This window comes from Tardiphaga sp. 709 (assembly GCF_032401055.1).
In the GTDB taxonomy this organism is placed as follows: Bacteria; Pseudomonadota; Alphaproteobacteria; order Rhizobiales; family Xanthobacteraceae; genus Tardiphaga.
Genome location: NZ_CP135529.1, coordinates 2,320,932 through 2,334,582, shown reverse-complemented (window position 1 = coordinate 2,334,582; position 13,651 = coordinate 2,320,932). Strand labels below are relative to the sequence as shown.

General features: G+C 60.9%; 12 protein-coding genes. 1 reads left to right on the top strand and 11 read right to left on the bottom strand.

Features of this window, described 5'->3' with window-relative positions:
* From RSO67_RS11570 to RSO67_RS11520, 11 genes are all read right to left on the bottom strand, one after another.
* Positions 1 to 738 carry an ABC transporter ATP-binding protein gene (locus tag RSO67_RS11570; protein ID WP_315843578.1) on the bottom strand — a complete coding sequence of 246 codons (738 nt, stop codon included), beginning with the start codon at positions 736 to 738 and terminating at the stop codon, positions 1 to 3.
* 2 nt (positions 739 to 740) lie between these two features.
* Complete coding sequence (locus RSO67_RS11565; RefSeq protein WP_315843577.1) at positions 741 to 2,582, bottom strand: branched-chain amino acid ABC transporter ATP-binding protein/permease; 1,842 nt, start codon at positions 2,580 to 2,582, stop codon at positions 741 to 743.
* A gap of 2 nt (positions 2,583 to 2,584) precedes the next feature.
* On the bottom strand, positions 2,585 to 3,622 hold the full coding sequence (locus tag RSO67_RS11560) for a branched-chain amino acid ABC transporter permease (protein WP_315843576.1): 1,038 nt from the start codon (positions 3,620 to 3,622) through the stop codon (positions 2,585 to 2,587).
* 143 nt (positions 3,623 to 3,765) lie between these two features.
* Positions 3,766 to 4,908, bottom strand: coding sequence for an ABC transporter substrate-binding protein (locus tag RSO67_RS11555; protein WP_315843575.1), 1,143 nt, complete (start codon positions 4,906 to 4,908; stop codon positions 3,766 to 3,768).
* Positions 4,909 to 4,991: 83 nt separating this feature from the next.
* Positions 4,992 to 6,569, bottom strand: coding sequence for a class I adenylate-forming enzyme family protein (locus RSO67_RS11550; RefSeq protein ID WP_315843574.1), 1,578 nt, complete (start codon positions 6,567 to 6,569; stop codon positions 4,992 to 4,994).
* A complete protein-coding gene (locus RSO67_RS11545) occupies positions 6,566 to 7,714 on the bottom strand; it encodes an FAD-dependent monooxygenase (protein ID WP_315843573.1) in 1,149 nt (382 codons plus the stop codon). The genes RSO67_RS11550 and RSO67_RS11545 overlap by 4 nt, the downstream gene beginning before the upstream one ends.
* 46 nt (positions 7,715 to 7,760) lie before the next feature.
* Positions 7,761 to 8,537 carry a crotonase/enoyl-CoA hydratase family protein gene (locus tag RSO67_RS11540; RefSeq protein ID WP_315843572.1) on the bottom strand — a complete coding sequence of 259 codons (777 nt, stop codon included), beginning with the start codon at positions 8,535 to 8,537 and terminating at the stop codon, positions 7,761 to 7,763.
* A 13-nt stretch (positions 8,538 to 8,550) separates the two neighbouring features.
* The gene (locus RSO67_RS11535) at positions 8,551 to 10,287 is read right to left on the bottom strand and encodes an acyl-CoA dehydrogenase family protein (protein ID WP_315843571.1); all 1,737 of its coding nucleotides are present in this window, start codon (positions 10,285 to 10,287) and stop codon (positions 8,551 to 8,553) included.
* On the bottom strand, positions 10,284 to 11,306 hold the full coding sequence (locus RSO67_RS11530; RefSeq protein ID WP_315843570.1) for a 3-hydroxyacyl-CoA dehydrogenase NAD-binding domain-containing protein: 1,023 nt from the start codon (positions 11,304 to 11,306) through the stop codon (positions 10,284 to 10,286). Before RSO67_RS11530 ends, RSO67_RS11535 begins: the two co-directional genes overlap by 4 nt.
* A 2-nt stretch (positions 11,307 to 11,308) precedes the next feature.
* Positions 11,309 to 12,190, bottom strand: coding sequence for a 3-keto-5-aminohexanoate cleavage protein (locus RSO67_RS11525; protein ID WP_315843569.1), 882 nt, complete (start codon positions 12,188 to 12,190; stop codon positions 11,309 to 11,311).
* Between the two features lie 150 nt (positions 12,191 to 12,340).
* A complete protein-coding gene (locus RSO67_RS11520) occupies positions 12,341 to 12,658 on the bottom strand; it encodes a hypothetical protein (protein ID WP_315843568.1) in 318 nt (105 codons plus the stop codon).
* Positions 12,659 to 12,955: 297 nt separating this feature from the next.
* Here RSO67_RS11520 and RSO67_RS11515 point away from each other — a divergent pair, with 297 nt between their 5' ends.
* Entirely contained in the window at positions 12,956 to 13,450 is a 495-nt protein-coding gene (locus RSO67_RS11515) for a MarR family winged helix-turn-helix transcriptional regulator (protein WP_315843567.1), read from the top strand.
* Positions 13,451 to 13,651 lie beyond the last annotated feature (201 nt).

Below are 13,651 nucleotides of genomic sequence, written 5' to 3'. Positions count from 1 at the left end.
TCAATTTCTTGTCGGCTTTTCGTTGCCGAGATATGTCGCGACGAGCCTTTCGTCGGACCGGAGGACATCTGCGGTTCCCTGCACGAAGAAACTACCCATCTCGAGGACATACCCGTAGTGGGAGATCTCCAGTGCCGCGCGAGCGTTCTGCTCGACGAGCAGAACGCTCAGGCCGTCGCCGCAAAGACGTGAGATCGTCTGCATGATGTCCTGAACGATCAGAGGCGCGAGGCCGAGACTGGGTTCATCGAGAAGAAGCAGTTTCGGTCGGCTCATGAGCGCCCTGCCGATCGCCAGCATCTGCCGCTCACCGCCCGACAAAGTGTTCGATTGCTGTCGCCTGCGTTCCTTCAATCGTGTAAACAACGCGTAGACGGGTTCAAGTCCGTCGCGCCAGGCACGGTCCCCGAGCGACCTCGGCCGCTGTCCCCCGAGCAAGAGATTTTCCTCGACGGTCATGGTCCCGAACAATTCGCGCTTCTCCGGGACCAGCGCCACACCGGCCATGACCCGTTCTTCGAGAGGCCACGTCGAAATGTCCTCGCCATCGAAGACTACAGTGCCCTCCGACGGCATGACGCCCCCGAGAGAGTTGAGCAGGGTCGACTTGCCGGCGCCATTGGGACCGAGCACTGAAACGATTTGACCATGTCCTGCGCGCAGCGACACGCCTTCCAGTACGCGGGCCTTGCCGTAGCCGGCGCACAGGCCGCCGACCTCCAGAATCGATGTGGCCATCTTTAATGATCCGTCCCTAGATAAGCTGCTCTTACCAACGGACTGGCGCGGACCTCCGCCGGAGTTCCTTCGATGAGCTTCTTGCCGAATTCCATCACCACGATTCGATCAGCCAGGCGCATGACGAAATCCATGTCGTGCTCGACCAGCAACAGGCTGAGGCCCTCGTCCTTCAACTGGCTCAGAACATCCGCGAGCTTGGCTTTTTCCGCGTGTCTCAGTCCCGCAGCGGGTTCGTCGAGGAGCAATAGAACGGGATCGGTCGCCAGGGCGCGTGCGATTTCGACAAGCCGTTGAGGACCAAGAGCAAGATTTCCGGCGAGATCGAACATCACCGACGACAATCCGATTCGTGCCAATTGCCGCTCGGCCTCCTTCATCGTGGATCTTTCTTCCGCCCGGTCCAGATGCAGGATCGACGACCATGCCCCTGCGCGCGTCCGCAGGATGCAACCCATCGCGACATTCTCCAGTACCGTCATGTCGGGGACGAGCTTGACGTGCTGGAACGTGCGAGAAACGCCAAGCCTGGCGATGCGGCGGGACGGTTGGCCGTCCACACGTTCGCCACCTACGGTGACCCGCCCGGTGGACAAGGGTGTGACGCCGGATATCAGGTTGAACGTCGTGGACTTTCCGGCGCCGTTTGGACCAATCAGGCCGACGATTTCGCCACTGCCGACCGTGAAGGTGACATCTTGGACGGCGGCCAGCCCGCCAAACCGCTTGCTGACAGCTTCGACCCGGAGAAGCGCTTGGCCGGGGACTTGCTTCGGCCGATCAAGGAGCGGGGGCGCATCTTCCCAATCCCGCCTGGGTCGCGGTGACCGCCACATTCGCTCCACGATCGACCAGAGACCGCCGGGTGCGATCTTGAGCACCACGATGAGAAGGACGCCGAAAACAACGATCTCGTAGCTGCCGGCTGATCCGAACAGGCGGGGCAACCAGTCCTGAAGCAGATCCTTGAGCACTGTCGTGAACGCCGCGCCTAAGAACGCGCCCCAGATGTGGCCAACGCCTCCGAGAACCGCCATGAAAAGATAATCGAGGCTACGGCCGATGCCGAACGGAGACGGATTCACGGTTCGCTGCATGTGTGCAAAAAGCCATCCGGCAACCGATGCAAGGAGAGCCGCTATCACGAAGGCCAACAGCTTGTGTCTGAAGACAGACGCGCCAAGGGACTCCGGCATGGTGGCCCCACCTCCACGATCGACGTTGATCGCGCGCATGACCCGACCAGTCCGCGAGTCAAGCAGCCGGACCATCGCCACCGCCGATAAAACCGCCATTCCCCAGATCAAGAAATAAAACCGTCTGCCATCCTGCAGGCTGAAGCCGGCCAGTTCGAGCGGCGGAATGTTGACGAGGCCATCGTAGCGGCCGAGCGCATCCAGATTTCCCACCACATAATACAGTGCGATGCACCAGGCGATGGTAGCGAGCGGCAGATTGAGTGCGGACATTCGCAGGGTGACGAAGCCGACAACCAAGGCCGTCACGGTAGTTAAAGCCAGTCCTGCAAGCAGGCCGATCCAGGGCGACAGGCCGAACGCGGTCGAGAGATAGGCCGTTGTATAGGCGCCGATCCCGACAAACGCGGCCTGACCAAACGACGTGAGACCCGCGACGCCCGTCAGCAGCACCAATCCCAGGACCACCAGCGCATCAATGCCGATGTAGTTCATCTGCGTGATGACAAATCCAGGTATCGGCAGGAATGGCAGCACGATCAAGAGACCAAGCACGGCAAATCCGACGCAGCGGACTGCCGCGCGGCTCCAGACGTCGGACGGCAGGCGCGGTCCGGTTCGAAGTAATCGAGATGTCACGATGGTCATGCTCAATGATCTTCCTGAGTCCGCGTGAGAATGGTGCGCAGCAGCAAAACCGGGATGACAGCACCGAATACGATCGAATCCTTGAACGCACTGGACCAGAACGAGCCGAACGACTCCAAAAGGCCCACTCCGATGGCTCCAATCATGACGCCTGGAAAGCTTGACAGGCCCGCGAAGACCGCAGCCACAAATCCTTTCAGGCCGATCAAAAATCCCGTGTCGTAGTACAGCGTCGTCGTCGGGGCGATAAGGATTCCCGACAACGCGCCAATCGCGGCGGCAAGAATGAAGCTCGTCTGTCCGGCTCTATCGCTCGAAAGCCCCACGATGCGCGCTCCCAATCTGTTCACCGCCGCGGCCCGCAGCGCCATTCCTGGAAAGGTGCAGGTCGAGAACCAGAATAGGAGCGATATCAGGAGAAGTGCGGTCACGATCACGACGATGGCCTGACCGCTGACCGGGACCGACCCGAGCTGGACCGACACATCCAACAAAGCAGACGTTCGATAGCCTTCAGGACCGAAGAAGATCAGGCCCAGCCCGACCAGAGCAAAGTGCACACCGACCGACACGATCAACAGCGTCAGGACGCTGGCGTCCGCAATCGAGCGATAGATCAGTCGATAGACAAGCATGCCCATTGGCGCTATCAGCATCAGCGACAACAATGCTTGCAGTATCAGTGGAAGACCCACCGGGGCAGCCAAGACGGTCACTGCGATAATAAAGCTCGACGGCAACAGGACTCGGGCGAGCTCCCGCGCCAGCCGGCGATCGACTCGCCGCCGTTGCCAGGCCAGCCAGAGCTCCTGCAACAGGCAGCCCAGCGTCAATGTCCCGAGCAGGTAGATTGCCGACGGCACGCTCCCGGCATTGATTTGCGCCAGGGTGATCGCCCCGAATACGACGAACTCCCCCTGCGCGATAAAGAGTATCCTCGTCACGCTGAAAACCAGCACGGTCGCCAGCCCGATCAACGCGTACACCGCGCCGTTCGAGATTCCGTCAACAGCAAGCATCGAGCCTACAGTCAGATCCATAACACGGCTCCATCTAGCAGAACGATCGGCAATGGTTCGGACCGGACGTTGCGCGAAGTCCAGCTTCGCGTCACACGCCCGACCACGGTCAGGCCAATTTCCCGCGATTGTTCCCGGAACGACAATTCAATGAGCGGCGTTGCCTATTGGGCGAGTTTCCAGGCCCCATCCACGATGCGCAGAAGGACGACTGCGCGTTTGTCGGAGCCGGCGTGATCGGATGCGCTCATCGTGTACACGCCTTGCGCGCCCCGAAGCTCGGTGGTGCCCTCCATGGCATCTCTCAAGGCTTCCCGGAATTCGGGCGTACCCGGCTTGGCCTTTGCGCGGGCCACGTTGACCGCCCGGTCCGCGATCAGGTACGCGTCCCAGGAATAGGCGGAGAACGAATTGTTCGTGTTGGCTCCGAACTTCGCATCGTAGGCACGGCCGAAGTCCAGGCCGGGTTTCTTTGTGGGACTGTTGTCCGGAAGCTGACTGACGACGACGACGGGGCCTGCAGCAACGAGGGCGCCTTGCAGGGCCTTGCCGCCAATTCGAAGGAAGTCGGGGTTGACGACTGCAGCGCTGTGGTAGATCTGTCCCTTGTAGCCGCGCTCGACCAACGTCGTATGTGGCAATGCTCCGGGCGTACCCGAGCCGCCGAGGACCACGGCATCCGGTTTTGCCGCGATGACCTTGAGAGCCTGACTCACCACGCTCGTATCGAGCCGCGCGTATCTTTCATTCGTGACGACCGTGTAGCCGGCCGCCGCCGCGTGGCTCATCAACGCCGCGTAGACCTGGTCGCCCCAGCCGTCGCTGAAGCCAATGTAACCGACGGTTTTTGCGTTACGTGCCTTGATGTCGTCCGCGACAGCACCGAGCTGCAGCGTCGTTGGCAGGGACACCGAGAAGACCCACGGGTTCTTGGCCGGTTCGCCACTGAGCGGAGACAGGGCGATCTGAGGCGTCTTGGTTTCCGACGCGACGTAACTGATTGCCGACGCGGTCGGGACATTTCCGGACCCGATCAGCAGATCGACATGGTCCTCGCTGACAAGCTTGCGCGCCAGGCGCGCGGCAGTCGCCGGATCGGTCGCGTCATCCAGAACGATATACGTCACCGGTTCACCGCCAAGAGTGGCTGGCAAGGCGCTGAATGTGTTTTTGTAGGGGATGCCGAGGGACGCTCCGGGGCCGGTCGCTCCGGTGATCACGCCCACCTTGACGTCTGCCGTCGCGGTCCCTGACAGTAGGACCAAAGTAGCCGTGGCGTACAACGCCGACTTTGCCGAATGTCTCATGCTCGAATCCTCCGATTGATGTTTTTGAATGCTCGCATTTATCGCGATTGACATTGTTGGCTTGAGTTAATTGCCGCAGACGCTCAGAGTGACCGGACTTGGTCCTTCAGGATTTTGCGGGAGATCTTGCCGACGCCCGTTGTCGGGAGTTTCGCCAGCACGAAAATTTCTTTTGGACACTTGTACGATGCAAGTTGTCGCTTGGTGAATGCGATCAGGCTTGCGTCGGTGACCGTCGATCCACCGCGCAACACGACTGCCGCAACGACCTTCTCCACCCATCGATCATCGGGAAGACCGAACACGGCCGCTTCGGACACGTCCGGGTGCAACAGCAAAATCTGCTCCACCTCGGACGGAAACACGTTTTCGCCGCCAGTCACGATCATGTCGTTCTTGCGATCGACGAGATAGAGGTAGCCGGCCGCGTCGCGATAGCCGATGTCGCCGGTACAGAGCCAGGCCCCTCTCATCACGCTGGCCGTCTTATCCGGTGATTTCCAGTATCCCTTCATCATGCGGGGGCTTCGCACCAGGACCTCCCCGAGCTGGCCCTCCGCCGCCTCTCTGCCCTCGTTGTTATCGACGCGTATCTCGCACCCGGCTATGACGTTGCCGCAAGATTGGAGAAGGTGGGCTTGCTCTCTGGATGCCGAAGCAAGCGCATGATCGTCCGGGGACAGACACGATATGAGGCCGCCCTCCGTCGACCCGTATGATTGGGAGAATCTGACCTCGCTGAACGTATTCATGGCGCGATGCAAGAGAGCGAGAGGCATCGACGATCCCGCGTAGACGATGCGCCGCAGCGACCGCGCTGCAGCCGCCGCACCATCCTGCGCAATCAGGTCTGCAATCATCGTGGGGACGAGGTGGACGTTGGTAATGGCAAAGCGCTCCAAGCTAGCGACGACGTCCGCCGCGTCGAACGCTGGCCTCAGGATTGACGTACTGCCCGCCGCAAACGCCGCTAGCAGGTAGTAACAAAGCCCGCCAACATGGAACATCGGCATCGCGCACAGAATGACGTCCGTTTCATCCACTTCAATGGCCCGCTCCGCCGACGCGACGCAGTTCGCGAGCAGGCCGCCATGGGTGATCATCGCTCCCTTCGGAGCACCGGTCGTGCCGCTCGTGTAGACGAGGAGCGCCGTATCGTCCGCGTCCAGCACGAGATGCGCTTCGCCCTTGCTGCCAGCTCGGATGAGATCCTCGTGGTTGAGCCAACCCTGGCGGTCGCCATCGACACAAACACGCAGGGGCATCAATGCCAGCGCCATCTGATCTGCAACGATGGCGCCTTCCATGTCGCACACCAGCGCCTTGGGACTACAGTCGTGGATCAGAACCGAGAGCTCCTGTGTCGACAGCCGCCAATTGAGCGGGACCGGTATGAGTCCCGCCTTCATCGTTCCGATGTATTCCAGCAGGGAAATGCTGTTGCGCCCGAGCAGCGCGATCCGATCGCCGGCCTGCAGCCCTCTCGACCGCAAGGCATCGGCCAAGCGGTTAACCCGATCATCGAATTCCGCGAAGGAAACCTCGCGCGACGGGTCGGAGAACGCGATCTTTCCGCCGAGCCTCCGCTGACGACGAATGACGTCGCCGAATGTTGTTGGTGGCTCGCTCTCTTTCGTGCGATCGATGACCGATCCGATCATTGCCGCACCTTTGCCGATCGGCCCTTCCAGTGTTCGTAACCAGCGACGAAGCGGGGCGACATTGCTTTCAAACGCGCGGGGTCTATCCGGCCGGACCGGCCGATGTAACTCATCGCGAACGGCCAGGCCTCAAGCCCCATGTGATCGGCAAACTGATCGTACCAATCGGCGCTTTGCGCCGCCGCATCGGTCATCTTTTCGATGACCTGCCGTCGCTTCGCATCGAACGATGCCAGCGCATCCAATACGCTATGCGGATGTTGTACAAGCGCGGCCGCAAGCGCCTGCACGTCCTCAAGCGCCAACCGCGTCCCCGAGCCGATCGAATAGTGAGCGGTCCTCAGCGCATCGCCGACCAGGACCATGTTTGCCGTGTAATAGTGCCGATTGCTGACTTTCGGGAATTGCCGCCACAGGGATCGGTTCGTGACCAGCGGGTGCCCGTCCAGTTCCTCGGCGAACACCTTCTCGCAACAGGCGCGCGACTGCTCTTCCGTCATCCCGCCGAAGCCGACGGCATCGAACGTTGACTGATCGACCTCCACGAGAAACGTGCTCATATCCTTCGAGTAACGGTAGTGGTGCGCGTTAAAGTGTCCCTGTGGGAGGGACTTGAAGGTCTGGGTGAGGTAGTTGAACGTCTTGGTCGTGCCAAACCAAGCGAAGTGATTATTCAGGAGAGAAACCTCAGTGCCGAAGGCCGCCTCGTGCGTCCGGCGTACAAGCGAATTGGCCCCATCCGCACCGATGATCAGGTCTGCCTCTCCCAATTCCCTGAGATCCGAAATCGTCCGCTCGTCGATCAACGTTACGCCAACGGAAAGGGCGCGCATCCGAAGGATTTCGAGGAGCTTCAATCGGGCGATCGCCGTGAAGCCGACGCCATCGATCTTGATCGACTCGCCATGAATCCTGACCTCGATGTCGCTCCAGGTTTCAAGGTCCTCTGTAATGAGGCGCAGCGTTTCAGCGTCTGCAGCGCCAAGAAACTCCAATGCCTTGTCCGAGAACACCACGCCGAACCCGAAGGTCACACCTGCGGCATTTTGCTCGAAGACGACGACATCAGCCGCTGGTCGCTGACGCTTGATCAGGTAGGCAGCGTAAAGTCCGGCTGGGCCACCACCGAGTATCTTGATCTTCATGATGCATGCCTAAATTGGGAGACGTCGAATTGCTGTTTTGGCGCAGTCATTCCGGGACGAGTCTCTTAGCGCGCTTTTCCAGGAACTCGCGCAACCCGGCCTGGGCGTGAGGACTGACCAGCGTCAAAGACGCGAGGATAGATTCGAAAAACAAGCCGTCGTCATGCGACGCATCGTGGATGCGCGGCAATCCGTTGATGATTGCATAGTTCGAAACCGGCGAGTTCGTCGCGATACCGGCGGCCAGTTCCAGCGCTTTGGCAAGCGCGCCTCCGACGGGCGTGATGAAGTGCACGAGATTGGCACCGGCAGCCTCCTGAACGTTCAGCACCCGGGCCGTGAGCATCATTTCCATCATCCGGGTGGTCGACATCAGGCGCGAGACGCGTACGGACCCCCCGCCGCCGACGAAGATGCCGCGCTTGCCTTCCGGGAGCGCGAAGAACGTCGACTCGTCAGCAACACGAATGTGGGCCGATGCAGCGATCTCCAGGCCGGCACCGATTGTCGCTCCCTGCAGGGCGGCGATGAATGGTATTTTCCCCTGCTCGACGGTGTTGAGAAGTACGTGCTGCGCACGCGAGTCGTGCATGCTCTCGATGGGGTCGCGCCCGAGGTGTTCACCAAGATCGAGACCGGCAGAGAAATTGTCGTTGTGCGAGTGCAGGATGCCGACGCGGGCTTCTTCGTGAGCGCGCGCCGCTGCGCGACCGAGCGCTTCAAACATCACCTGGCTCATCGCATTGCGCTTCTCGGGCCGATCGATTCCGATCAGGGCGATGTTTCCCCGCAGCTCGTAAGTGATATGGTTGTCGGACTGCATGTGATCGCTTTCGTTAAAGATATTCGTACTCCGCCAATCGGGCGGCTCCGATCAGGGCAAGTTTTTCTTGCTGAGCGGCTTTGAGATCGACATCGCTGAGCCAGTACCGTCCGCAGGCGGCCAATCGTTTTGCAATCGCATCGTCCTTGTCGTCGGATGCCAGCCGGACGGCGATCCACGCGGTGGCAGCGAGCATCGCGACGTTCAGAAAGGCCACCGCTCCAGCTTCGGCGTCCCGCGGACGCGATTGCGGATCGAGAAATGCCGCGCCGATCTTGCGCAACCGATCGAGCACTGAAAGCGCTGACGTCGCCAGGCCTGGATCCGCTGACGCTATTTCGCCCGTCGCGGTGTCCAGGAATGCCGCCAGGCTCTCGCCACGATCCCGCCTGAGCCGGCGGTGCACTAGGTCCAGCGCCTGAATGCCGGTTGATCCCTCGGCGATCGACATCATGCGGGCGTCGCGCATCCATTGTTCCAGGGGCCACTCGCGTGTGTAGCCGGCGCCGCCCAGCACCTGAATGCCCTCATTTGGCACTTCGAAGCCCGCCTCGGCGCAACTGGCCTTGATGATCGGCAGCAGCCACTGCGTCACCATGCGCGAACGCGTCGCCTCTCGCCCGGTTGGCTCGTCGACCGCCATCCGCTCCGCGTCGAGCCGCACCGCAATCTCGTATACGAGCCCGCGCAGTACTTCGACGCGTGAAGCCATGCCAAGAATTTGACGCTGGATGTCCGCATGGCGGGCGATCGGCACCGGCGGCACCGCCGGATCACCGCCCTGTTTTCGCGTTTCCGCATAGGATTGCGTCATCTGCACCGCGCCGAACGCCATGCCGACGCCCTCGATTGCCACCATCAGACGCATGCCTTGGATCATGACGAACATCTGGGACAGACCACGATGTGGATGTCCGATCAAATGGGCTCGTGCTTGCTCGAACCCCATGGCACAGGTAGGCGAACCGTGCAGGCCAAGCTTTTCCTCGATGCGCCTTGGGGTTACTCCATTGGAAACCCAGTCACCGTCGGCGTCCCGTACGCGATTAGGCACCAAGAACAGGCTCAGACCAGCGCTCCCCGGGGGCGCATCGGGTGTCCTGGCCAGCAGGAAATGCCCGATGCGCTCAACAAGATCGTTGTCGCCGAACGACGTCCACATTTTCTCGCCGGTCACGAGCCACGAGCCGTCGCCAGCGGGCAAGGCGCGCGATCGGATGCGTCCCACATCCGAGCCGGCATCGGCCTCGGAGATGCAAATCGTTGCCGACCACTCACCAGTCACGAAACGCGGGATCCACTCGTCGCAGATTGCCTTCTCGCCGAATTCAAGCAGCACCTGGGTGGCGGCCCGCGTGGGTCCGCTGAGCATCCCGATGGCCATGCACGCGCAATCGAACAGCTCACGACACGCAGCGTTGACAAACGAAGGCAGGCCTTGTCCGCCATATTCGGCCGGCTGGTCGACAGCGAGCCAGCCTGCCTCGGCCAGTTGCTTCCAGGCGCCGCTGTAGCCGGGCGCCGACAACACCCGGCCGTCCTGGAATCGGCAGCCTTCCAGATCGCCGGCGCGATTGATGGGCGCCAGGACGTCCTCCGCAAACACGGCGGCAGCGTCGAGCACCTGCGCCAGCGTATCGGCACCGACGTCGACGTCGACGGACAGGCGTTGACGGAGGGCGTCGTAGCCGGGGACCAGGGCAATATGCCTCCGGATCACATCAGCATGATATCTGTAGTCTGCGCTCATGATGACACCGCGACGTTCGCGCTCCCGGCGGACGGGTCGACCGCCGTCTCGTCCGGATACGGATGTCCTTGCCGGAAGGTCAGCAGCTCGATGAGCTGCTCGTCGCGCCACTTCGACCACTCCGCATTGCTGCGGTCGCCACGCAATTGCTCGACTCCTTTGCGAAGACTTTCGCAAACGTCGGGAGTGAGCGTCGGCTGTCCGAGGGACGCCCACCACAGCTCCACATCGCCTTTGAATCGGCTCAGGATCTGCTCGATGCCGCCGTCTCCGCCCGCGAGATTGAGGGTCATCAGAGGGCCCATCAACGCCCAACGCAGGCCCAATCCCCAGCGGACGGCGGCGTCAATGTCATCGGCCGAGGCGACGCCCTCGTTGAGGCAATTGATGGCCTCCCGGAGCAACGCAAATTGCAATCTGTTCGAGAGATGTCCGACGCGTTCTTTCAGCAGAACGATCGGACGCTTTCCGAGCTTCTGATAGAAGGCCTTGGCCAGGACCACGGCGTCCGGACGGGTCCTGTCGCCTCCCAGTACTTCGACGAGAGGAATGACATGCGCGGGATGAAACGGATGTCCCAGCACCAGCCGCTCCGGATGCACGCAATATTCCTGCATGCGGGTCGGGGGAACGCCGCCACTGCTGGACAGGATGAGCCGGTCCGGCGCGAGGTATCGGTCGATCTCCGATATCACCTTGCCTTTGACATCAATGGCCTCGGTCACATTCTCCTGGACGAGGTCACTGTCAGCCGCCAGGGCTTCAAGCGTCTCGACAAAACGCAGGCGAGCCAATGGCGGCGATGCCGGAGCCTCTTGGCGGAGCTGCCGGAACGTGTCCCACGCCGCCTCGACACCGGCGCGGACGCGCCGGGGCGCCTGCGGGTCCGGGTCGAACACAACGACGTCGAACTCGGCGTACAAGAGGAGCGCGGCCCAAGCCGTGCCGACCGACCCGGCCCCGGCGAGCCCGACGACGGCGATCTCTTCAAGCGGCAACAGTGGAGCGAGCGGCGCCATGTCTACGCCAGACCGAGCATGTCTCGGGCTTCCGCCGCAGTTGCCGGCTCGAATCCCAGTTCGCGAATGATACGGACCTGACGCTCGACAAGCATCTCGTTCGTCGCCATCACGCCCTTGCTGTAGTAAAGGTTGTCCTCAAGCCCGACCCTGACGTGCCCCCCCAGCAGAATCGCGTGCGTCGTCGCAGGAAGCTGGGCGGTGCCGATGGCGGAAACGCAAAAGATGGAGTCTTTCGGCAGGAGTCGAACCATCGATTGCAGGATGTCCGGGGTGTAAGGCATCGCCCCCTGAAACCCGCGGTCGGCATTCAATACCATGTTGATGTAATACGGCGGCTTGTCGCACCCGGCGGCGATCAGCCGGGTAACGTCCTGCAAGATATGGGCTGGGCTGAAGACTTCCCATTCCGGCTTGATGCCCTTTTCCCTGAACCGGGCCGCGAGTCTGTCGCATTGGCTGGGTGTCGTGCTGACGAGCATCTCGCGCTTGCCATGCATCGCTGCCACGGTAAAACAGTCGAAGGTCGCCATCTCAGCGCCGCCATCCAGACCCTTCATGCGCTCGTCGAAGTTGACGTCGAAGAGACCGTCGGGACGCTCGATCAGCATGTCGCCGTCAACGCCGCCTCCGGTCGAGTTGTTGATCACGATGTCGCAGCGCTCGCGGACCAGATCGTTCAGGCGACGGTAGATGTCGGCATTGCAGGTTGCCTCGTCGTCCGGCCTTCTCACATGCAAAGCCGCGACCGACGCTCCGGCGTCATGGCAGCGCCGTACGCTTTCGGCAATTTCCTCGGGCTGCGTCGGCAGATTTGGATTCTGCGACTTTTTGGCCATTCCTCCGGTCGGCGCGATCGTGACGATTACTTTGTTGCTGGCCATGTTGGCTCTCCGTTCAAGCGTTTCGTGTCGTTTGCAGCTGATCGTTGCGGTCGAGGATTGCGCGAATGTCGTCGGGGACACGCGACGTCTTGATCGCGGCGGGATCGTCTTAGGCCGGCGCCGTCCAGATGCGCACGTCCTCTTCTTCCATCAGCAGATCGCCGACCGTTGAAAACGGCGGCGAAAGGATAGTGACTTGTCGCCGCCCATTTTCGCGTTGAATTTGTGCGTCACGATTTGATGGAGCGTCGGGGATCTGTGAAGTCCCATCACCAACCGAAGGACGGGCAGGCCTCGACGCGCTCTCGCTTCATCGATCTTGTTGGGGTCAAAACCCAACAGAAAGAACATCTCGCTCCGGCCATCGACGATCCGGCGCGCGTAGTTCGGGGAAAAAACAATCCCGCCCGGGTCGCATTCGCTCCAGTGCAACCCACGCTCATAGCTATAGGTACGCATGGCGCTCATGCTTGATGCCTTGCGATCTCAGGCGGGATTCGGTGCGTTGTGCGCGGTCGCGCATCGACCACCATAGTCGACAGCGTATGTATCGCTCCTCAATGCGCGTTCGCTTTCGCGACCATCCAACCGAATGTTCCATAGCGGCCTCTATATCCTTATAGATCTCAGAATGCATTCATTTGCGACAATTAGTCAAGCTAACAGTACAATTCAGATGCAGAATTTGAAACGTGATAATGTGCGGTGCGGCATTGCTTTGTAATGCCAGCGACAATTCATGAGCCAATAGGGAATCGGACTGCTGTGAGGACACCACGAAAGACTGCGAAAATTGCTCCGCGCCGCGCGCGCGGTGTTTCTTCACCGGCAGCAAGCGACGTCGGCGCAAAACAGAAAGACCTGTTGGAAGAGTCGCTCGCCTATGCGATCCGGCGAGCCCAGGTTCGCTGCGACGAAGTGTTACTCCGCTATCTCGATCCGGGCGTGTCGCCGGCGAGACTTGCCGCCTTGTCGACGGTTGGTGCCAATCCGGGAATTAGCCAACGTGAGCTAAGCGAATTGCTGAGTATTGCCGCCCCAAGCGTGGTGAAAGTTCTTGATGATCTGGAGAAGATGTCCCTCTTGCGGCGCGACAAAATCAATGGACGCCTTCACGCGCTAAAACTGACAAAAAAGGGGGTCGAGGATCTTCAGCGATACCGGTTGAGCGTGAACGTATTCGAAGCCGAGATTGCCGTCCGCTTGACGGCTGCTCAACGGGCACAGTTGCTTTCGCTGCTGCGCGACGTCGCGCGCTAGGTGTTTTCAGCAAATGCGGGGAAGTAGATCCATTTACGCTGATCGCCATTTTCTGGGTCGAAGCTAATGATGTCGGCGACATATGGGAGCGCCGGAACAGCATGTCGTCGATGACGTGACTTCCGGTTGCCGCCCAATCTCATTCTCATGACAAGGTCGCTGGCCGAGCATCGGAGATTTCCGGCAAGGGCAACAAGCAAC